Origin of the sequence: Aeromonas enteropelogenes (assembly GCF_020097295.1) — a bacterium.
Taxonomy (GTDB): domain Bacteria; phylum Pseudomonadota; class Gammaproteobacteria; order Enterobacterales; family Aeromonadaceae; genus Aeromonas; species Aeromonas enteropelogenes.
The window spans coordinates 3,748,270-3,769,907 of record NZ_CP083625.1; the positions used below are offsets into that span (position 1 = coordinate 3,748,270).

At 58.1% G+C, this 21,638-nt stretch carries 16 protein-coding genes and 1 pseudogene; 7 read left to right on the plus strand and 10 right to left on the minus strand.

Going from position 1 to position 21,638, the window contains the following annotated elements; genetic code table 11:
- Nucleotides 1-280 precede the first annotated feature (280 nt).
- Both LA321_RS17305 and LA321_RS17310 read left to right on the plus strand, forming a co-directional pair.
- On the plus strand, nucleotides 281-937 hold the full coding sequence (locus tag LA321_RS17305) for an MFS transporter (protein ID WP_201941226.1): 657 nt from the start codon (nucleotides 281-283) through the stop codon (nucleotides 935-937).
- An 11-nt stretch (nucleotides 938-948) separates the two neighbouring features.
- Nucleotides 949-1,476, plus strand: coding sequence for an MFS transporter (locus LA321_RS17310; protein WP_201941225.1), 528 nt, complete (start codon nucleotides 949-951; stop codon nucleotides 1,474-1,476).
- Between the two features lie 184 nt (nucleotides 1,477-1,660).
- Here LA321_RS17310 and LA321_RS17315 read toward each other — a convergent pair.
- Nucleotides 1,661-1,826: pseudogene (locus LA321_RS17315) on the minus strand (transposase); the annotation flags it as partial.
- 508 nt (nucleotides 1,827-2,334) lie between these two features.
- Here LA321_RS17315 and LA321_RS17320 point away from each other — a divergent pair.
- The gene (locus LA321_RS17320; RefSeq protein ID WP_042029158.1) at nucleotides 2,335-3,927 is read left to right on the plus strand and encodes an ABC-F family ATPase; all 1,593 of its coding nucleotides are present in this window, start codon (nucleotides 2,335-2,337) and stop codon (nucleotides 3,925-3,927) included.
- A 154-nt stretch (nucleotides 3,928-4,081) separates the two neighbouring features.
- On the opposite strand, the gene ppiD is transcribed toward LA321_RS17320, so the two are convergent.
- The 6 genes from ppiD to tig form a co-directional block, all read right to left on the minus strand.
- Nucleotides 4,082-5,995, minus strand: a complete 1,914-nt coding sequence (ppiD, locus tag LA321_RS17325; RefSeq protein WP_042069563.1) for a peptidylprolyl isomerase — start codon at nucleotides 5,993-5,995, stop codon at nucleotides 4,082-4,084.
- Between the two features lie 150 nt (nucleotides 5,996-6,145).
- Nucleotides 6,146-6,418 (minus strand): nucleoid-associated protein HU-beta, encoded by a 273-nt coding sequence (gene hupB / locus LA321_RS17330; RefSeq protein WP_005315375.1) that lies wholly within the window; start codon nucleotides 6,416-6,418, stop codon nucleotides 6,146-6,148.
- Between the two features lie 240 nt (nucleotides 6,419-6,658).
- Nucleotides 6,659-9,013 (minus strand): endopeptidase La, encoded by a 2,355-nt coding sequence (gene lon, locus LA321_RS17335; protein WP_042029160.1) that lies wholly within the window; start codon nucleotides 9,011-9,013, stop codon nucleotides 6,659-6,661.
- Between the two features lie 141 nt (nucleotides 9,014-9,154).
- Entirely contained in the window at nucleotides 9,155-10,429 is a 1,275-nt protein-coding gene (gene clpX, locus LA321_RS17340; RefSeq protein WP_026457097.1) for an ATP-dependent protease ATP-binding subunit ClpX, read from the minus strand.
- A gap of 65 nt (nucleotides 10,430-10,494) precedes the next feature.
- The gene (gene clpP, locus LA321_RS17345) at nucleotides 10,495-11,118 is read right to left on the minus strand and encodes an ATP-dependent Clp endopeptidase proteolytic subunit ClpP (RefSeq protein WP_042069564.1); all 624 of its coding nucleotides are present in this window, start codon (nucleotides 11,116-11,118) and stop codon (nucleotides 10,495-10,497) included.
- Between the two features lie 86 nt (nucleotides 11,119-11,204).
- Nucleotides 11,205-12,515 carry a trigger factor gene (gene tig, locus LA321_RS17350; RefSeq protein ID WP_026457098.1) on the minus strand — a complete coding sequence of 437 codons (1,311 nt, stop codon included), beginning with the start codon at nucleotides 12,513-12,515 and terminating at the stop codon, nucleotides 11,205-11,207.
- A 451-nt stretch (nucleotides 12,516-12,966) separates the two neighbouring features.
- On the opposite strand from tig, the gene LA321_RS17355 reads away from it, so the two are divergent.
- Together LA321_RS17355 and yfbR are read left to right on the plus strand one after the other, a co-directional pair.
- Nucleotides 12,967-13,401 (plus strand): YccF domain-containing protein, encoded by a 435-nt coding sequence (locus LA321_RS17355; protein WP_026457099.1) that lies wholly within the window; start codon nucleotides 12,967-12,969, stop codon nucleotides 13,399-13,401.
- A gap of 94 nt (nucleotides 13,402-13,495) precedes the next feature.
- Nucleotides 13,496-14,086, plus strand: coding sequence for a 5'-deoxynucleotidase (gene yfbR, locus LA321_RS17360; RefSeq protein WP_026457100.1), 591 nt, complete (start codon nucleotides 13,496-13,498; stop codon nucleotides 14,084-14,086).
- An 86-nt stretch (nucleotides 14,087-14,172) separates the two neighbouring features.
- On the opposite strand, the gene lolE is transcribed toward yfbR, so the two are convergent.
- The 3 genes from lolE to LA321_RS17375 are packed head-to-tail and all read right to left on the minus strand — an operon-like array spanning nucleotide 14,173 to nucleotide 17,403.
- A complete protein-coding gene (gene lolE / locus LA321_RS17365; RefSeq protein WP_042069566.1) occupies nucleotides 14,173-15,414 on the minus strand; it encodes a lipoprotein-releasing ABC transporter permease subunit LolE in 1,242 nt (413 codons plus the stop codon).
- The gene (gene lolD / locus LA321_RS17370) at nucleotides 15,414-16,112 is read right to left on the minus strand and encodes a lipoprotein-releasing ABC transporter ATP-binding protein LolD (protein ID WP_042069567.1); all 699 of its coding nucleotides are present in this window, start codon (nucleotides 16,110-16,112) and stop codon (nucleotides 15,414-15,416) included. Before lolD ends, lolE begins: the two co-directional genes overlap by 1 nt.
- 55 nt (nucleotides 16,113-16,167) lie before the next feature.
- The gene (locus LA321_RS17375; protein ID WP_042029165.1) at nucleotides 16,168-17,403 is read right to left on the minus strand and encodes a lipoprotein-releasing ABC transporter permease subunit; all 1,236 of its coding nucleotides are present in this window, start codon (nucleotides 17,401-17,403) and stop codon (nucleotides 16,168-16,170) included.
- A gap of 76 nt (nucleotides 17,404-17,479) precedes the next feature.
- On the opposite strand from LA321_RS17375, the gene LA321_RS17380 reads away from it, so the two are divergent.
- On the plus strand, nucleotides 17,480-18,055 hold the full coding sequence (locus tag LA321_RS17380) for a PilZ domain-containing protein (protein ID WP_026458638.1): 576 nt from the start codon (nucleotides 17,480-17,482) through the stop codon (nucleotides 18,053-18,055).
- A 47-nt stretch (nucleotides 18,056-18,102) separates the two neighbouring features.
- The gene (gene mfd / locus LA321_RS17385) at nucleotides 18,103-21,564 is read left to right on the plus strand and encodes a transcription-repair coupling factor (protein ID WP_042069569.1); all 3,462 of its coding nucleotides are present in this window, start codon (nucleotides 18,103-18,105) and stop codon (nucleotides 21,562-21,564) included.
- The last annotated feature ends 74 nt before the right edge of the window (nucleotides 21,565-21,638 follow it).

The window sequence follows — 21,638 nt, forward strand, 5'->3', positions numbered from 1 at the left end:
CATGACGATATATAGACATGAGAATTAAATATCATTTTTCTTATTTCAAATAAGTCTAACAAATCACTCCCCTCCTCTTTATTAACCACCAACACAGTAAATAAATATCTGGTAAAACACGCTCATAGGTGATTGTATAGGCTCAAATAAAAAATATCCCCCTGCCCTGCCGATGGCAAGCATTTAGCTATCATCAGAAGAAAAATGGGAGTGCGTCATATAAAATAACAAATCACGCAACAAAGAGCGACAGAACAACAAGAAATAACGCGGAAGATATATGGCCAACCCCTATCGTGTACTTCTGACAAATTCTGACGCCATAGTATTAGTCATCACAAGTTCAGTAGCACGCCTACCACAGGCAATGCTCAGCATAGGCATCATTACCATGCTGTTACAGCAAGGTAGCCTCTATTGGCTAGCCGGTGCGATCGCAGGCACATTTACATTAGCGAATGCTGTTATAAGTCCACAGGTGTCAAAATTAGTTGACCAATATGGTCAAAGCAAGGTACTACCAATTATTACCACCTTCAGTATGATCATGCTGTTGGTACTGGTATTTGCTGCTTATGTGAAAGCACCTGCACCATTTCTTTTCATTCTTGCAATGTTATCTGGTTCAATACCTAATATTACCGCTTTGGTACGAGCGAGGTGGGCAAAGCTTTATCGTGACAATCCATTACTACATACTGCTTACTCGCTCGATGCAGTTCTTAATGAATTGTCATATATTATTGGCCCTCCACTGGCGATCGGCTTGAGTACTAGCCTATTCGCCGAAGCAGGGCCATTGTCTGCGATATTATTGCTGACTCTCGGTATGAGTGCATTTCTTCTACAACGCCGGACTGAGCCAGAGGTTATGGATAGTGTCCATCACCAAGGCAGCTCCACCTTAAAAATACCCAGCCTACAGATTTCTGTTTGATTTTCCTTGGCATGGGTATTATTGGGGGAGCACTTGATGTCGTAGTTATTGCTTTTGCCAATGAGCAAAACTGGCCTGCTTCTGCCAGTTTTATTTTGGCCATCTACGCACTCGGCTCCATGATTGTTGGGTTGGCATTCGGCTTGGTTAGAATTACCGCACCTTTAGAAAGACAATTTCTGGTAGGAGTCATAATAACTGCAGCGACAATTATATTACCCGCCCTTTCTTCAAGCGTTTTTATTATGATGGGTGCGATTTTTGTGGCAGGTATGTCTTTTGCCCCCACCATGATCATTGTGATGAATCTAAGTACCATTATTTTACCACCGGCAAAACTCACCGAAGGGCTGACCTGGATAACAACAAGTATTAGCCTTGGTATCGCGCTCGGTGGAGCAATAACGGGTCTTATCATCGATACCTATGGTGCACGAGCAGGTTTCGGAGTAGCCGTTGCAGCAGGACTAGCTATGGTTGTCATCGCGATGCTCGGTCAACCCACTCTTCAAGCGGCTTTGGCAATGAAAGGCAAATGAGTGGCATTGTCAGCCCATAACTCTTGCAGCACTGAGGATGTTACCCATCTTCAGTAGTCAGCAGATGAGTCAAAAACAACAATCCCGGAACGGCAACTATTGAGCATTCCATGCAAACAGCATCACCCCACCAGTTGTAGTCATCCATCAGGTAATAGCAAATATCCCGCTTCGCTTCCCGCAGTGTGCCACAGCGTTCGGATTGAAGCTGCTGAACCCGGCGGCGAAGTACGGTTTCACCGACATCCAGTGAACGGCTGGCTTCGGGAACTCAATATTCCTGGTCGAGCGCCAGGGATGCGGCTTCCAATTTGAATTCGGCAATAAATGAGCGACCGCAATCTTGTCATTGAACACCTCAGGTCAGGGTAACGACTGTACCACCTAAAACGGTGTCCGGGATGATTAGACCACTACTGTCAAAGGCGCACTTTCTGACGCAGAGATTGACATGCACATATCAGGTGGCATGATCGTGCGCCAAACATTGCACCCAGTATTTCGCCCAACCAACGTAGTGCCGGGGAGCCACCTTTCTAGCCCGCAGTATTCCTGGTGGCACCACGGCGGGCTGCAATCCAACAGTCGGGGGGTCGCTATCGACGGGTCTGCCAACTTCGGCGTGCTTTTGTCACTGGAATATGACTGCCTACGGGGATTTGGCATCATTGCCGAACAAATGGGCCACAATTCTGCAGAGATGTTGCAGAAGGTTTATGGAAAGTGGATTGAATCAGCTGGTCAGAATGGGGTTGATTCGATCTGGAGTGCAAAGAACGGACACTTGCCCCAATAGCGCCCCCGAATTTTCATTAAGTGCAATAATGCACTGATTACTAAGGAATTTCCAAACACACTATGCTTAGCAGCAATAACATCACCATGCAGTTTGGCGCCAAGCCGCTGTTTGAGAACATCAACGTCAAGTTTGGCGGCGGCAACCGCTATGGCCTGATCGGCGCCAACGGCTGTGGCAAGTCCACCTTTATGAAGATCCTCGGCGGCGATCTGGAGCCCAGCGGCGGTAATGTGAGCCTGGACGTCAACGAGCGTATCGGTAAGCTGCGTCAGGATCAGTTCGCTTACGAAGAGATGCGCGTACTGGACGTGGTCATGATGGGCCACACCGAGCTGTGGGCCGCCATCGCCGAGCGCGATGCCATCTACGCCAACCTGGAAGCCACCGACGAAGATTACATGAAGGCTGCCGAGCTGGAAGGGCTGGTCGCCGAATATGACGGCTACACCGCCGAAGCCCGCGCCGGCGAGCTGTTGCTGGGTGTCGGCATTCCGCTGGAGCAGCACAACGGCCCCATGAGCGCCGTGGCGCCGGGCTGGAAGCTGCGGGTGCTGCTGGCCCAGGCCCTCTTCTCCAACCCTGATATCCTGCTGCTGGACGAACCGACCAACAACCTGGACATCAACACCATTCGCTGGCTGGAGCAGGTACTGAACGAGCGCGAGAGCACCATGATCATCATCTCTCACGACCGTCACTTCCTGAACTCCGTCTGTACCCACATGGCGGATCTGGACTACGGCGAGCTGCGGGTCTACCCGGGCAACTATGACGACTACATGCTGGCCGCCACCCAGGCGCGCGAGCGTCTGCTGGCCGACAACGCCAAGAAGAAGGCCCAGATCGCCGATCTGCAGTCCTTCGTTTCCCGTTTCAGCGCCAACGCCTCCAAGTCCCGTCAGGCGACCTCCCGTCTCAAGCAGATCGACAAGATCAAGATTGAGGACGTCAAGGTCTCCAGCCGCCAGAACCCCTTTATCCGCTTCGAGCAGGACAAGAAGCTCTATCGCAACATCCTGGAAGTGGAAGGCGTCTCCAAGGGTTATGGCGAGGGTCCCCTGTTCAAGGGCCTCAACATGATGCTGGAAGTGGGCGAGAAGGTCGCCATCCTGGGTACCAACGGGATCGGTAAATCCACCCTGATCAAAACCCTGGTAGGCGATCTGGCACCGGACAGCGGCACCGTCAAATGGTCTGAAAACGCCCAGATCGGTTACTACGCCCAGGATCACGCCGAAGACTTCGACACCGATCTCAATGTGTTCGACTGGATGGCCCAGTGGAAACAGGAGAACGAAGACGAACAGGCGGTGCGCTCCGTGCTCGGTCGTCTGCTCTTCTCCCAGGACGACATCAAGAAGCCGGTCAAGGTACTCTCCGGTGGTGAGCAGGGTCGCATGCTGTTTGGCAAGCTGATGATGCAGCGCCCCAACATCCTGATCATGGATGAGCCGACCAACCACCTGGACATGGAATCCATCGAATCGCTGAACATGGCGCTGGAGCTCTATCAAGGGACTCTCATCTTCGTCTCCCACGACCGTGAGTTCGTATCCTCCCTGGCGACCCGCATCCTGGAGCTGACCGAGAATGGCATCCGTGACTTCGGCGGTACCTATGAGGATTACTTGCGCACTCAGGGCGTACAATAACCCCCTCCTCTGCTCGACAGATAAAAGTCAAAACCGGCACTCGATGCCGGTTTTTTTATGCTGGCCTGTGGGCCGATTGCATCAATTGGCGAATGGCAGATAACAAAACGGCTCCATCAAGGAGCCGTTTGCAATATGGGGAGTACCTTGTCGATTACTCGACGGTCGCTTCCACGCTGGTGAAGTACTCGATCTTGGCTGATTTGCGCAGCTCTTCGATCAGGGACTTGTAATCGGCCTGTGCCCGACCCTGACCCAGCTGGCCTTGCAGCAGACTGACCATCTGGGACGGCGCCGCCGGGACATTCACCTTGTCCAGTGCGACGACCACGCGATCGCCGTTAGTCTCGGTAACCAGCGCCACGCTCGGCTTGCCATCTTTCGGATGGGGCAGCATGAACACCTGGGCAACCAGGTTCTGATCCAGCTGGCGATCGAAGCGGGCAATCCCCTTGTGGGTCTCGACCTTCAGATCAAGCGCCGCCAGATCAGCCTTGATGTCGTCGCCGGCTTTCAGTTTCTCCAGCAGGCTCTGTGCCTTGCCGCGGGCCACTTCGCTCGCCTTGTCGTGCTTGATGGCGGCAATCACCTGATCTTTCACCTCGGCCAGCGGCTTGGCCGCTTTCGGCTGATAACCGGTGATATGCAGCACCAGCGCCTTGCCATCGGAGAGTTCGATCACGTCGGAGTTGGTGTTGTCATCGCGCAGCTGTTCGGAGAAGGCCACGGAGAGCACCTTGGGATCGTTCAGCGGAGCCGGGGCATTGACCTGGCTGAAATAGTCGGAAGACACCACCTTCATGCCCATGGCGTCGGCGGTCAGATCCAGCGAGTCCGGGTTCTCGAAGCTGCTGTCAGCCATCTTCTGCTGCTCGGCGAAGAACTGCTCCTTGGCCTTGTCGGTTTGCAGACGGGCGATGGTCTCTTCTTTCACATCGGCAAACGGCTTGGTCTGGGCCGGTTCAACCGCCAGCAGCTTGATGATGTGGAAACCGAACGGGCTCTTCACCACGCCAGAGAGATCGCCTGCCTTGGTCAGCGCAAAGGCAGCCTGTTCAAACGCCGGATCCATCACCCCTTTTTCGAACCAGTCCAGTTCACCGCCCTTCTTGGCGGAGAAGGTGTCGGAGGAGTTGGCCTTGGCCAGCGCGGCAAAGTCTTCTCCACTCTTGGCCTTGGCCAGGAGCTCGTCGGCCTGCTTCTCGGCCGCCTTCTCATCCTTGCCAAACGGGATCAGGATGTGGGCAACCTGGCGACGCTCGGGACGCTGGAACAGATCCTGGTGCTGATCGTAGTAATCCTGGGCATCCTGCTCGGACACTTTGATGTTTTTGCCGAGGTTGGCAGCATCCAGCAGCAAATAGTCCACCTTGACCTGCTCGTCGTTCATGAAACGGGCGCTATTGGTCTTGTAGAACTGCTCCAGCTCGTTGTCGGAGACCTGGACATCACCCATATAGTTGGCGGCAGCCAGACGCACCAGACGCAGATCACGGGTCTGGTTGTAGAGCTTGTCGATCTGCTCGGCTTCACCCTTGAGGGTAAATTCGGTCCCGACCAGGGCACCCATCAACTGTTGGCGCACCATGTCCTGGCGCAGGGACTCGCTGAACATCTCCGGGGTCATGCCGGCGCGGCGGATGAGTTGCAGGTAGCGGTCATTGTTGAACTTGCCATCTTCGGCAAACTCGGGCATGGCGACGATCGCCTGCTTGATCTGCTCGTCACTGACTCGCAGACCCAGTTCATGGGCCTTGCTGTCCAGCAGCGCCTGATCGATCAGTCGGTCCAGCACGCCGCGGCGGAACTGTTTCATGTACTCGGGATTGGCGGCCAGCTGGCTGAAGGCTTCTCCCATCTGGGATTCCATGCGGGCGCGCTCGTTGCGGTAGGCATTTTCCAGTGCGGCAGCACTGATATCCGTGCCATTGACGGTAGCGGGGGCGGTACGGGCCGGGCCGTTCAGGTAGCTGCCTACACCAGCCAAGGCAAAGGAGAGAATGATCAGGCCCAAGATAACCTTGGCTACCTTGCCCTGCGCCCCTTCGCGTAGTTTATCCAACATCATGTTTGTACTTATGCTCCCGAACTCGATGGGCGTAAATAATAAAAAGGCGCACCGATTGCGATGCGCCTTGGTCAATCAGTATGAGAGAAGACTCTCTAACTTGTCTGGTCTGCGACCAAGGACGGTAGCCGACGTATATCAGCGTCCGGCTTAGTTAACAGCGTCTTTCAGTGCCTTACCGGCTTTGAAGGCAGGAACTTTACCAGCAGCGATTTCGATGGTCGCGCCAGTTTGCGGGTTACGGCCGGAACGGGCAGCACGCTCGCGAACAGCAAAAGTACCGAAGCCAACCAGAGCAACCTGGTCACCCTCTTTCAGGGCTTCACCAACAGCATCAATGAAGGCATCCAACGCACGGCCAGCAGCAGCTTTGGAAATATCGGCACCGTCTGCAATCTTGTCAATCAGTTGAGATTTATTCACTCTTATTTTCCCCTATTATCGAACACCGCTGCGGCGCTGATTTCCCTGGCCACAACAAGTGGAGGTTTTATAGCAAGCCTCCTGACCAGTTGCAAGTGACAATCTGGCGCAAACCCGCGCCACATAACGCATTGCGACTCATCACGAGTACCCGATCGGTGGTCAAGGCTACTTCCGTTGCCGGACGCATGCAAGCCTTAACCACCGCCTGAATGCGCCAAATTTGCGGCGCATCAACATTTACAGGGTAGAAACCCGTTCAAACCCTTGCGGATTGTCCTGCAATGCCAGTTCCAACACCTCGTCAATCCAGCGAACCGGATAAATTTCAAGGTCTTGTTTGACGTTTGCCGGGATCTCCTCGAGGTCCCGTTCGTTCTCTTTGGGGATCAGCACGCGTTTGATGCCACCACGATGGGCCGCCAGCAGCTTCTCCTTGAGACCACCGATAGGCAGTACCTCACCCCGCAGGGTGATCTCCCCAGTCATGGCCACATCAGCACGAACCGGATTGCCGGTCAAGCTGGAGACCAGGGCGGTACACATGGCGATACCTGCGCTCGGGCCATCTTTCGGGGTCGCCCCTTCCGGCACGTGCACGTGGATGTCGCGCTTCTCGTAGAAGTCTGCATTGATGCGAAGCTTCTCGGCGCGAGCCCGCACCACCGTCATGGCCGCCTGGATGGACTCCTGCATCACGTCCCCGAGAGACCCCGTGTAGGTGAGCTTGCCCTTGCCCGGCATATTGGTGGTTTCAATGGTGAGCAGATCGCCCCCCACTTCAGTCCACGCCAAGCCACAAACTTGACCAATCTGGTTCTGATCGGTCGCCTTGCCGTAGTCAAAGCGCTGAACCCCGAGGAACTCCTTGAGGTTCTCCTGGTTGACCAGAACATGTTTGATGCTCTTGTCCAGCAGGATGCGTTTGACCGCCTTGCGACAGATCTTGGAGATTTCGCGCTCCAGGCTACGTACCCCCGCCTCGCGGGTGTAATAACGAATAACGCCAATCAGGGCGGAATCCTCGATGGTGATCTCGGACTCTTTCAGGCCGTTGCGCTGGATCTGCTTGGCCACCAGGTGCTGCTTGGCGATGTTGAGCTTCTCGTCTTCGGTGTAACCGGACAGACGGATCACCTCCATCCGGTCCAACAGCGGCCCCGGGATGTTCATGGAGTTGGAGGTGGCCACGAACATCACGTCCGACAGGTCATAATCCACTTCCAGATAGTGATCGTTGAAGCTGTTGTTCTGCTCCGGATCCAGCACTTCCAGCAGCGCAGAGGCGGGATCGCCGCGCATGTCCGAGCTCATCTTGTCGATCTCGTCGAGCAGGAACAGCGGGTTCTTCACGCCAACTTTTGCCATTTTCTGGATGAGCTTGCCGGGCATGGAACCGATGTAGGTACGGCGGTGACCACGGATCTCCGCCTCGTCACGCACTCCCCCTAAGGCCATACGCACGTATTTGCGACCGGTGGCCTTGGCGATGGACTGCCCCAGGGAGGTCTTGCCGACACCGGGAGGGCCAACCAGACAGAGGATCGGGCCCTTGAGCTTGTTCACCCGCGCCTGTACCGCCAGATACTCGAGGATCCGATCCTTGACCTTTTCAAGGCCATAGTGATCGGCATCCAGCACCTCCTGCGCTTTGCCAAGATCTTTTTTGACCTTGGAGCGCGCCTTCCAGGGCACCTGCACCATCCAGTCGACGTAGCTGCGAACCACGGTGGCTTCGGCAGACATGGGGGACATCATCTTCAGCTTGGCCAGTTCGGCCTGCGCCTTCTCGCGGGCGTCGGCGGGCATGCCGGCCTCTTCAATCTTGCGATTGAGGGCTTCGAATTCATCCGGGCTGTCTTCCAGCTCGCCCAGCTCTTTCTGGATGGCCTTCATCTGCTCGTTGAGGTAGTACTCGCGCTGGCTCTTCTCCATCTGCTTCTTGACGCGGGTACGGATGCGTTTCTCGACCTGCAAAAGGTCAATCTCCGACTCCATCATCGCCATCAGGAATTCGATGCGCTCGGAGACGGAGACGATTTCCAGCACCTTCTGCTTGTCTTCAAGCTTGAGCGGCATGTGGGCGGCCATGGTATCGGCCAGGCGCGCCGCATCGTCGATCGCCGAAATCGAGGTGAGCACCTCGGGCGGGATCTTCTTGTTGAGCTTGATGTAACCTTCAAACTGACCGATAGCCGAGCGAACCAGGACTTCCTGATCCTTGTCGTCAATGGCCTTGGAGGGAATGTACTGGGCCTCGCAGACAAAGAAATCCTTGTCGTCGATCATCCGCTCCAGGCGAGCACGCTGGCCCCCCTCTACCAGCACCTTGACGGTGCCGTCGGGCAGCTTGAGCATCTGCAGAATATTGGCCACTGTCCCGACGGAGAAGATCTCCTCCACCGTCGGCTCATCGGTTGACGCATCCTTCTGGGCCACCAGCAGGACTTTCTTGTCCTGCTCCATGGCCGCTTCCAGACAGCGAATGGATTTTTCCCGCCCCACAAAGAGTGGAATGACCATGTGGGGGTAAACCACCACGTCACGAAGAGGCAGGACGGGAATCTCGATGCGTTCTGAACGCTCTAGGTTCATATATGTCCTCTCGGCTTGTTATACCGTTGGCAAAGCGCTTGGCTGAGTATATGGGGGCGCTTAGACGAGATTCAATCGCCGAAACCGTAAAAAGCATGAAAGGGGCAAAAAGCCCCTTTCATTTGATTAAAAATCAGACAGTTATTCTGATGCGGCTGCCTGGGTCTCGGGATTTTCGTAGATCATCAGGGGCGCGGAGTCCCCCTTGATCACGGTCTCGTCGATGACCACCTTGCTGACCCCTTCCAGAGAAGGCAGGTCATACATGGTATCGAGCAGCACGGCTTCCACGATGGAACGCAGACCACGGGCACCGGTTTTGCGCTCCATCGCCTTGCGGGCAATGGCGTGGAGTGCATCTTCACGGAACTCGAGCTCGACCCCTTCCAGATCGAACAGGGCTGCGTACTGCTTGGTCAGCGCGTTCTTCGGCTCTTGCAGGATCTGGATGAGGGCAGCCTCGTCCAGCTCGGTCAGGGTCGCGACCACCGGCAGACGACCGATGAACTCGGGGATCAGACCATATTTGATCAGATCTTCCGGCTCCACCTTGGCAAAGGTCTCGCTCAGGGTAGCCTTGGCATCCTTGGATTTGACCTCGGCGCCAAAACCGATCCCGGTTCCCTTGACGGAGCGCTGCTCGATCACCTTGTCCAGACCGGCAAAGGCTCCGCCGCAGATGAAGAGGATCTTGGAGGTATCGACCTGCAAGAACTCCTGCTGCGGATGCTTGCGACCACCCTGCGGCGGCACGGAAGCGATGGTACCTTCGATCAGCTTGAGCAGGGCCTGCTGTACCCCTTCCCCGGACACGTCGCGGGTAATGGAGGGGTTGTCTGACTTGCGGGAGATCTTGTCGATCTCGTCGATGTAGACGATGCCACGCTGGGCTTTCTCCACATCGTAGTCGCACTTTTGCAGCAGCTTCTGGATGATGTTCTCCACGTCCTCACCCACGTAACCGGCTTCGGTCAGGGTGGTGGCATCGGCCATGGTGAAGGGGACATCCAGCAGACGAGCCAGGGTTTCGGCCAGCAGGGTCTTGCCGCTGCCGGTCGGGCCGATCAGCAGGATGTTGGACTTGCCAAGCTCCACACCACTGTTTTCGCCGCTGTTGCGCAGACGCTTGTAGTGGTTGTAGACGGCAACGGCCAACACCTTCTTGGCGTACTCCTGCCCGATCACATAGTCATCGAGATGAGCACGGATCTGATGAGGGGTCGGCAGCTCGTTACCATCGCGCTTGGGAGAGATCTCGCGGATCTCCTCGCGGATGATGTCGTTGCACAACTCGACACACTCATCACATATATAGACGGAAGGGCCAGCGATCAGCTTGCGCACTTCATGCTGGCTTTTGCCGCAAAAAGAGCAGTAGAGCAGCTTATCACCCTCACCCTTGCGTTTCTCTGTCATTCAGCAACCTCGTTTTATCAATAGAGGACGGCCTGTTGAGTTTACAACATACCGGAATTCCCTGCTCAGCCGCGCTGGCTCAGGACACCGTCAACCAGACCGTAGGCCACCGCCTGCTCGGCAGACATGAAGTTGTCACGATCGGTGTCACGTTCGATGGTAGCCATGTCCTGACCGGTATGGAAGGCCAGTCGTTCGTTCAGGGTATTCTTGATCTTCAGGATCTCCTGGGCATGGATCTGAATGTCAGACGCCTGGCCCTGGAAGCCGCCGAGCGGTTGGTGGATCATCACGCGGGCGTTGGGCAGACAGAAGCGTTTGCCCTTGGCACCACCGGCCAGCAGGAAGGCCCCCATGGAGCAGGCCTGGCCCATGCAGACGGTGCTGACGTCCGGTTTGATGAACTGCATGGTGTCATAGATGGACATGCCGGCAGTCACCGAGCCACCCGGAGAGTTGATGTAGATGTAGATATCCTTGTCCGGATTTTCGGACTCAAGGAACAACAACTGCGCCACCACCAGATTGGCCATCTGATCTTCGACCTGACCGGTCAGGAAGATCACCCGCTCTTTCAACAGACGGGAGTAAATATCGTAGGAACGTTCACCCTTGGCGGTCTGTTCGACCACGATGGGCACCAGCGCATTGTTGGGAGAATCGGTCACATCGTTATAGTTCTTGTACATAAGGCATTGTCCCTAAAATAAAATGGCCCGAGTGGAGATCACACGAGCCATTATACTTAACAGTCTTGACCTTAAGTCAAATGTTCTTAGGCAGCGGCACCAGACTTGTTGATCACTTCGTCAAAGGCAACTTCTTTCTCGGTCACTTGCGCTTTGGACAGGATCAGGTCGATGGCTTGATCTTCGATAGCCAGGTTACGAACACCGTTCAGCATCTGCTCGTTCTTCTGGTAGTACTCGATCACTTCCTTCGGATCTTCGTAAGCGGTTGCCATGGATTCGATGATGCTGTTGACGCGAGCGTCGTCAGCCTTGATCTCGTTGGTGCGGATCACGTCACCCAGCAGCAGACCTACGCGTACACGACGCTCGGCCTGAGCCTGGAACAGCTCGGCCGGCAGTTCCGGCGCATTGCCGCCCTGGAAGCCACCGAAACGCTGCAGAGCTTGTTGACGCAGGGTGTCGATTTCCTGGGCAACGGCAGCTTTCGGCAGATCGATTTGGTTGGCTTCAACCAGACCGTTCAGTACCTGCTCTTTCACGCTGTTTTTCAGAGCCTGAGCCAGTTCGCGCTCCATGTTCTTGCGCACTTCGGCTTTCAGCTCTTCAACGTTGCCGCTTTCGATGCCGAAACGCTTCACGAACTCTTCGGTCAGCTCGGGCAGGATCTGCTCTTCAACCTTGTGCAGCTTGGACGCGAACTTGGCGGCCTTGCCTTTCAGGTTTTCGGCGTGGTAATCAGCCGGGAAGGTCACGTCGATGGTGAACTCGTCGCCCGCTTTCTTGCCCATGATGGCGTCTTCGAAGCCAGGGATCATGCGACCGGCGCCCAGTACCAGGTTGAAGCCTTCGGCCTTGCCGCCGTCGAACTCTTCACCGTCGATGGAGCCTACGAAGTCCATGGTGACACGCATGCCGTTGGCGGCTGCGGCATCAACCTCGGACCAGGTGGCGTGCTGCTTGCGCAGGGTGTCGATCATGTTGGCCAGATCTTCATCCTTCACGGAGGCAACCGGCTTCTCTACCTTGATGGACTCGAGGCCTGCAACTTCAAACTCCGGGTACACTTCGAAAGTGGCGGTGAACTCGAAATCCTGACCTTCTTTGATCTCTTTCGGATCCATGGTCGGGGCACCGGCCGGGCTCAGTTTGTTCTCGATGATGGCCTTGATGAAGTTGCTCTGCATCATTTCATCGGCAACGCGGGCGTTAGCCATGGCGCCGAACATCTTCTTGATGATGGCAACCGGAGCCTTGCCAGGACGGAAACCGTCGATGCGACGGGTTTTGGCCAGGCCATTCAATTCTTTGCGCACGGCGGCGTCAACGGTAGCGGCCGGTACGGTGATGGTAAGACGGCGTTCCAGACCCTGGGTTGTCTCTACAGAAACTTGCATTCTTCTACCTCGTTCAACTCAGCACTGTGTGCTGACCCTTTATTACCCCTGGGCAAAGCCCGGAGTCTTCCTGTTTATAAAGACAACGATATGTCTTTGTGATGAGAAAATATGACGCGGCATTATAGCGGCGCACTTTGGTCGAGTCGAGCCACACATCCCCCGGATTGGGCTGAGTGCAAGCACAATTCGTGCAAAACTGTCCTTTATATGGGGAGAACCTGGCCCGACTTCAACCGGCAAGGAGCAATAATTTTGCGTTTGCTCACCTTTTTTCATTCGAATGCCGATTTGTTGCTCATTTTCCAGGAAATAGAAGACCGCCAACCGATGATTGTCACGGTCACGACCCGAATTGTCCGGTCAAACCGGGGGGAAACCAATCAATGATTGCGTCCCCTGCCCTCCCTCGCTATGGTGGCTGCCAAATCGATGTATCTGGAGTTACCACATGGCCTTTTTCCGCTTCTTGTTCAATCTGCTCTGGTTTGTACTGGGGGGCATCTTTATGGGACTGGCCTGGTGGCTGGCCGGATTGCTCTGTTTCGTGTCCCTCATCGGTATCCCCTGGGGACGCGCCTGTTTCGTCATCGGCACCTTCACCTTCTTCCCGTTTGGCAAGCAGGCGGTGAACCGCAAGACCATGACGGGGCTAAGTGACATCGGTACCGGGACCATGGGCCTGATTGGCAACATCCTTTGGTTCGTGCTGATCGGTGTCTGGTTGGCCATCGGCCACATCGCCTCGGCGCTGGCCTGTTTCGTCACCATCATCGGCATCCCGTTCGGGATCCAGCACCTCAAGCTGGCCCTGATCAGCCTGGCCCCCATCGGCCAGATGATAGTGACCAACCAGGAGGCCGAATCGGGCCGTTATATCCGCTGAAGCTGGTAAAAAGCGGGAGCAGGCGATGCCTGCCAGCGAAAAAAAGGGCAGACTAGGGTCTGCCCTTTTTCATTGTCCGTTGCCGAGGCTCATCATGTTACCCAGCCATTTTTTCGCCAATCTCGCCCGCATGAAGCTCATCTACCGCTGGCCATTGATGCGCAATATCCAGTCCGAAAATATCGCTGAGCACAGCCTGCAGGTGGCCATGGTGGCCCACGCCCTGGGGCTCATCAAAAATCGCCTTTTTGGCGGCCAGGTGGATGCGGATCGCGCCGCCGTGATGGCGCTCTATCACGATAGCAGCGAGGTGCTGACCGGCGATCTGCCCACCCCGGTCAAATATTTCAATCCCGAGATCGCCCGCGAATACAAGAAGATAGAACTGGCCGCCGAACAGCGCCTGCTCGCCATGCTGCCCCCGGAACTGGTGGAGGATTTTCGCCCCCTGCTGGACTCGGGTGCCCAGGACGGCGAACTGGCCAGACTGGTGAAAGATGCCGATACCCTCTGCGCCTATACCAAGTGTCTGGAGGAGATCAACGCTGGCAACCGGGAGTTCGAACCGGCCAGAAAACGCCTCGAGGCCATGCTGGAAGCGCGGATGAGCGAGGAGATGCGCTACTTTATCGACACCTTCGTGGCCAGCTTTTCCCTGCCGCTCGATGAGCTGAACGCCCACTGAGCATCAGGCATCCCGATAGACAAAGGGCCCGCCGGTTTGCACCGGCGGGCCCTTCTCTTTTCACTTTCGTTCACACAGGCTGGGGATCAGTGGCCCAGCTCGCGGGACGGCACCAGTCCGCTCGCCCGCCAGGCGGGATAGAGGGTCGCTACTAGGCTCATCAGGATGGCGGCACTGGTCACGATCACCAGATCCTGCATATGCAGCTCGGTGGGCAGGAAGTCGATGAAGTAGATGTCGGGGTTGAGGAAACGATGACCGATCACGCTCTCGATGACCCTCATGATCTGGGTCAGCTTGCTGGAGAGCAGGCCGCCAAGCAGTGCCCCCAGCAAGGCCCCCGCCACCCCATTGACCATGCCCTGAATCACGAAGGTGAGCCGGATCTGACCGGGACTTGCCCCCATGGTCTTCAGGATGGCGATTTCGCTGCGCTTCTCGTTCACCGCCATCACCAGGGTGGAGACGATATTGAAGCAGGCCACCGCCACTACCATCAACATCACCACATACATGACGGTACGCACCATCTGGATGTCCTGATAGAGGTAACCCTGGCTGTTCATCCAGCTGCGAATGTAGACGTGGTAGGGGAACTGCTGGGCGGCGGCCACCGTGATGGACTGCGCCTTGAGCACGTCGCTCACCCGCAGGCTGAACCCCTCCACGCCGCTACCCATGTCGGTGATGGCCTGGGCATCTTCCAGATGCATGAAACCGAGCAGGCCATCAAGCTGGCCGCCTATCTCTAGCAGCCCCACCACCGTCAGGGCTTCCCGTCTGGGATTCTTGATGCCCGCATCATCCCCGCCCTGAGGCAACAGCAGGGCGACCGAGTCACCAATGTTAACCCCCAGCTTGTCGGCGATGGTCTTGCCGAGAATGACCCCTCGCTCGCCGGGCTGCAGATCGCGAAGGCCTCGTCCCGTCATGTATTTGCCCGCATCCGACAAATTGGCCTCAAGCTCCGGCAGCACGGCGCGCAGTTGCACCCCTTTAAGGGCTGTGCCGTGCTCCAACAGGCCGTTGAGGCGGATCACCGGTGCCGCAGCCTCGACACCAGGCTGAGCCAGCAGGTAATCGCGCAGGCGGGGCCAGTCCGGCAACGGCCGCTCGACAGCATCCAGCTCCCCTTGCGGCACCACGGAAAGCACCCGGTTCTTGAGCTCGCGCTCGAAACCGTTCATGGCGGAGAGCCCCAGGATCAGCGCCATCACCCCGAGGGCGATCCCGATGAGGGATGAGGCCGAAATAAAGGCGATAAACCCGTTGCGACGACGGGAGCGACTGTAGCGCAGGCCCAGAAACAGGGGCAGCGGTTTGAACATCAGGCAACCTCCGCCATCACGCCGCTCACCAAGGTCACCCGGCGATGGAGTTTGGCCGCCAGGCTCAAATCGTGGGTCACCACCACAAACGCGGTGCCAAGCTCGCGGTTGAGTTCACAGAGCAACTCATAAACGGCGGTGGCACTGGCGTGATCCAGGTTGCCGGTGGGTTCGTCCGCCAACACCAGGCTCGGCTCGTTGACCAGGGCGCGGGCGATGGCCACCCGCTGGCGCTCGCCGCCGGAGAGCTCGGAGGGGCGATGGTGCAGGCGGTGGGAGAGCCCCACCCGACTCAGCATGCGGGTCGCTTTTTCGGTGGCCACCGCCACCGATTCACCGGCGATGAGCAGTGGCATGGCGGCATTTTCCAGCGCGCTGAATTCGGAGAGCAGGTGGTGGAACTGATAGACGAACCCCAGCTCGCGGTTGCGAAATCTCGCCTGGGTACGGCTGTTCCAGCGGTGGATATCCTCCCCCTTGAACAACACGGCACCGCTGGAGGGATTGTCGAGCGCGCCCATCAGATGCAGCAAGGTGGTCTTGCCCGACCCCGAGCTGCCCACCACCGCCAGCATCTCGCCGGGTGCAACACAGAGATCAATCCCCTTGAGGACCTGGGTCTCCAGCTCGCCCTCTTTATAGACATGGTTGAGGGCCTGGCAACGCAGCAGAGGCTCACAGGACAGGGCTTCATTCATAAACGGGGCTCCACTTACACCAGTGACCACACCGGCAGTAACAACAGAAGATGAATCATTCATAACGCAGCGCCTCGGCCGGCTTCACTCTGGCCGCACGGGCTGCAGGATAGAGGGTGGCGCTGAAACTGAGCAGTACAGCCCCAAGCAAAATGGTGATGACCTGGGCAGGCTCCACGATCACCGGCAGGCCACTGCCGCCCGCCGCCATATAGAGGTTGAGCCCGAGGGCATTGAGCAGGGGGTTGAGTCCCAGGGTCAGGGCCAATCCAGCCAGCGCGCCGAACAGGGCGCCGATCACCCCGCTGGAGGCGCCAAGCACCATGAAGATCTTGACTATCCCTGCCTCGCTCATGCCCATGGTGCGCAAAATGGCCACCTCCCCTTCCTTGTCGGTGACCACCATCACCAGGGCGGAGAGGATGTTGAAGGTGGCGACCGCGATGATCAGCACCAGCATCAGCCCCATCATCCGTTTTTCCATAGCTACCGCCTGGAACAGCTCGCCCCGCTCACGGCGCCAATCCTGCCACTGCAGACCGTCGGGCAGCGGGGTCTTGATCACCTGATCGGCGGCGAAAGGATCATCGAGCCAAAGGCGAATGCCACCGACCGTTTCTGTCGGCAGCCGCAGCAGGCGCTGGGCATCCCCCAGCGCGATCAGGGCGATCTGGTTGTCCACGTCGGCCCCGACCCCGAAGATACCGGAGACGGTGAAGAGGCGCTGGGCCGGGACACGACCGAACGGGGTGAAGCGGGTTCCCTCGGTCAGGATCAGGCGAACCTGGTCCCCGATGGAGACGTTGAGGCGACGAGCCACCCCCTGCCCCAGCACGATCCGGTATTGACCGGCCTGCAGGGTATCGAGGCGCCCCCCCAGCATCTGACTGTGGAGGATATCCCCCTTGGGCCAGCGGGCGGGATCGATCCCCTGCACGCTCACCCCGGTCAACTGGCCGGGGCTTTGCAGCATCCCCTCGCTGTCGAGCATGGGGGCCGTGGCCACCACATGGGGCAGCTTGGCGAGATCCGGTAGGCCCTGGGGCGCTGCATCGATGCGGCCGGCCTGATTGGTCACCACCACATGAGGAATCACCCCGAGGATGCGCCCCTTGAGCTGGCCTTCGAATCCGTTCATCACCGAAATGACCACCATCAGAGCCGCGACTCCGATGGCGATGCCAAAGGTGGAAAACAGGGAGATAAATGAGACGAAGCGGTTGCTGCGCTTCGAGCCCGCATAGCGCAGGCCGATGGCCAGCGAAAGGGGCTGAAAAAGTCCGGTCTTCAAGGATATGTACGTTGCCAACAAAATAAGATACCGGATAATAAAGGGAAACCGTCTATGACAACAAGGGATAGCCTCCATGCAGGAACAGTTCTTCAGCGTCACTCATGCCACGCCGGTCAATGTGATCCCCATGCCGGCCGACTTTCAGCTGCCTTCACTGGAGGAGCTGGACGCTGAGCTGCCGGAGCCCTTTCGGATCGCCTCGGCCATCACCTCCATCGATCTGGTGACCACCCGCTTGCTGCGCAACCAGAATGATTCGATGCACGACCTCCTCGAGATCGTCAATCAGCAATCCCGCAAGATCGACATGATCATGAGCTATGTCCTCTCCTTGCAGGATCATCCCGAGCAGCGCTTCCACACCCTGCGTTTCGGTGCCGGCCAACTCACCTATCTGCACCCCTACCACGGCCATGGCGATGTCCCTCAGCCACACCAGATAGTGCGCCTCAAGATCTTCTTGCGCGACGAGGCTGCCGCCATCTACTGCTATGGCCAGGTCAAGCAGGTCGAGGGGGGCGAGCACGGCAATCACGTGGTGCTCGACTATGTGCGGATCCGTGAAGATGACCGTGAGCTGCTGGTACGCGCCAGCCTGCATGTGCAATCAAAACAACTCAAGCTGCGCGCTCAGGAGCGTCAGCGTTAACCACAACGAACGTCAGCGCTAACAACCGCCAACGTTAAAAGAATCGAATGATGCCAATGACTCTCCCCGCCTTGCCCGCCAAAGCGGGCCAAAAAATCACGCTTGGCCAGCTGGTCGGCAGCAGCCTCTCGCTGTTCGCCGCCCGCATCACGGGGGCGGCAGACCGTCCCGTCCTGCTGGTCACCGCCGATACCCCGAGCGCCCTGCGCCTCGAACAGGAACTGCAATACCTGCTGGCAGATGAGGGATGTCCCGTGCTGCTGTTTCCCGACTGGGAAACCCTGCCCTACGACACCTTCTCTCCCCATCAGGACATCATTTCCCAGCGCCTCGAGACCCTCTACAAGCTGCCGCAGATGAGCAAAGGGGTGCTGATCGTGCCCATCTCGACCCTGATGCTGCGCTGCGCCCCCCGCGCCTATCTCGACAAGTACAGCCTGATGGTGACAAGCGGCCAGCGCCTCAACCTGCAGCAGCTGCGCGGACGTCTTGCCGAGGCGGGCTACGTGGCGGTGGATCAGGTGCTGGAACACGGCGAGTTTGCCGCCCGCGGCTCCTTGCTCGATCTCTTCCCCATGGGCAGCAACACCCCCTATCGCATCGACTTTTTCGATGACGAGGTGGACTCCATCCGCCCGTTTGATCCCGAGACCCAGCGCTCCAGCGAGCCGGTCAAATCGGTCAGCCTGTTGCCGGCCCGAGAGTTCCCCACCGACGAGAGCGCCATCGAGCTCTTTCGCGGCCACTATCGCGAACAGTTCGAGATCTCCCGCGCCGAGGGCTCCGTCTATCAGGAGGTGAGCAAAGGACGCTGGCCGGCCGGCATCGAATACTATCTGCCGCTCTTTTTCCAGGAAACCGCCAGCCTGTTCGATTACCTGCCACAGAGCACCTTGCTGCTCACCGTGGGAGATATTTACCCCGCCGCCCAGCGCTTCTGGAACGACATCGGCCAGCGTTATGAGGAGCGACGCTGGGACAACACCCGGCCCCTGTTGCCCCCCCAGCAGATCTATCTGCCGGTGGAGCAGCTGTTCGCCGAGCTGGGGCAATATGGCGCGGTGCGGCTGCAGGAGGCCGCCACCGGCGGGGAAGCCGGCCAGCGGGATCTGCCCATCGCCCCCCTGCCCGACCTGCAACTCGATCACAGCAAGGAGCAGCCCCTGCTGGCGCTCAGCCAGTTCCTGCAAGGGTTTGCCGGTCGCACCCTGTTTGCGGTGGAGTCCGAGGGGCGACGCGAGGTGCTGGGCGACTTGCTGGCCCGCATCAATGTGCAGCCCAAAGAGTTTGCGTCTCTGGATGCCTTCGTGGCGAGCCGGGATCGCCACGGCCTGTTGGTGGCCCCGCTCGAGCGTGGCTTCCTGCTCAGCGAAGCTGGCCAGGAAGAGCTGGCCCTTATCACCGAGAGCGAGCTGCTGGGCGGCAAGGTGCGCAGCAAACGGGCGCGGGAGAAGAACAAGAATTTAAGCTCGGATGCGGTGATCCGAAACCTGGGCGAGCTGACCCAGGGCCAACCGGTGGTGCATCTTGATCACGGTGTCGGCCGCTATCTGGGGCTCGAGACCATCGATGCCGGCGGTCTGCCCACCGAGTTTTTGACCCTGGAGTACGCCGGCGGCGACAAGCTGTTCGTGCCGGTCACCAGCCTGCACCTTATCAGCCGTTATACCGGATCGGATAACCCGCCCAGCCATAAATTGGGGGGCGAGGCCTGGAGCAAGGCGCGACGCAAGGCAGCCGAAAAAGTGCGTGACGTCGCCGCCGAACTGCTCGACGTCTATGCCCATCGCGCCGCTCGCGCCGGTTTTGCCTTCAAGCACGACAAGGAAGCCTACCGCCAGTTTGCTGCCGGTTTCCCGTTCGAGGAGACCGAGGATCAGCTCAATGCCATCAATGCGGTGCTTGGTGACATGTGCCAGGCCAAGAGCATGGACAGGCTGGTGTGCGGCGACGTGGGTTTTGGCAAGACAGAGGTGGCAATGCGCGCCGCCTTTGTCGCCGTGCACGGTGGCAAGCAGGTGGCGGTGCTGGTGCCCACCACCCTGCTCGCTCAGCAGCACTACGACAACTTCCGCGATCGCTTCGCCAACTGGCCGGTGCGGGTCGAGGTGCTGAGCCGCTTTCGTTCCGCCAAGGAGCAAAACGCCGTCATGAAGGAGCTGGCCGAGGGCAAGGTGGACATCATCATCGGCACCCACAAGCTGCTGGGCTCCGATCTCACCTTCAAGGATCTGGGGCTGCTCATCGTCGACGAGGAGCACAGATTCGGGGTACGCCAGAAGGAGAAGATCAAGGCGCTGCGCGCGGACGTGGATATCCTCACCCTCACCGCGACCCCCATTCCGCGCACCCTCAACATGGCGATGTCCGGCATGCGGGATCTCTCGATCATCGCCACTCCGCCCGCCAAGCGCCTCGCCATCAAGACCTTCGTGCGCCAGCACGAGCCGGCGGTGGTGCGTGAGGCAGTGCTGCGGGAACTCAAACGCGGCGGTCAGGTCTACTACCTGCACAACGACGTAGAGAGCATCGAGAAGTGCGCAGCGGATCTCGCCGAGCTGGTGCCGGAGGCGCGCATCGGCATCGCCCACGGCCAGATGCGCGAGCGCGAACTCGAGCGGATCATGTCAGATTTCTACCACCAGCGCTTCAACCTGCTGGTCTGTACCACCATCATCGAGACCGGCATCGACGTACCGAGCGCCAACACCATCATCATGGACAGGGCCGACCATCTGGGTCTTGCCCAGTTGCACCAGCTGCGCGGCCGGGTCGGGCGTTCCCACCACCAGGCTTATGCCTATCTGCTCACCCCCCATCCCAAGCTGATGACCAAGGATGCGGCCAAGCGGCTCGAAGCCATCGCGTCGCTGGAAGATCTCGGCGCCGGCTTTGCCCTGGCCACCCACGATCTGGAGATCCGCGGCGCAGGCGAGCTCTTGGGAGACGATCAGAGCGGCCAGATCGAATCGGTGGGCTTTACCCTCTACATGGAGATGCTGGAGCAGGCGGTCGAGGCACTGAAAAATGGCAAGGAGCCGTCGCTCGAACAGCTGATGAGCCAGCACACCGAGGTGGAGCTGCGCCTGCCCGCGCTGTTGCCGGACGACTATATCCCGGACGTCAACATGCGTCTCTCCATGTACAAGCGGATCGCCAGCGCGGCGGACGAGCAGGAGCTACGCGAACTGAAAGTGGAGCTCATCGACCGCTTTGGCCTGCTGCCGGAGGCGACCAAAACCCTGATGGAGTTGGCCGCCTTCCGCCAGCGCGCCACCGCCCTTGGCATTCGCCGGGTGGAGATGAGCGAACGCGGCGGTTATCTCGACTTCACCCAGGAGACCCGCGTCAACCCGACCTATCTGGTCAAGCTCCTCTCCGAGCAACCACGCATCTACAAGATGGATGGACCGACCCGGCTGCGCTTCCAGGTGCCGACCCAGGATCGCGCCATGCGGCTCAAACTGGTGGATGGCTTGCTGGCGGATCTCGCCAACCACAGTCAGTGATCAGGCCACTCGGCCAATAAAAACGGGAGCCCTTGCGGCTCCCGTTTTTATTATCTGCGGTTGGCTGCGCTTTG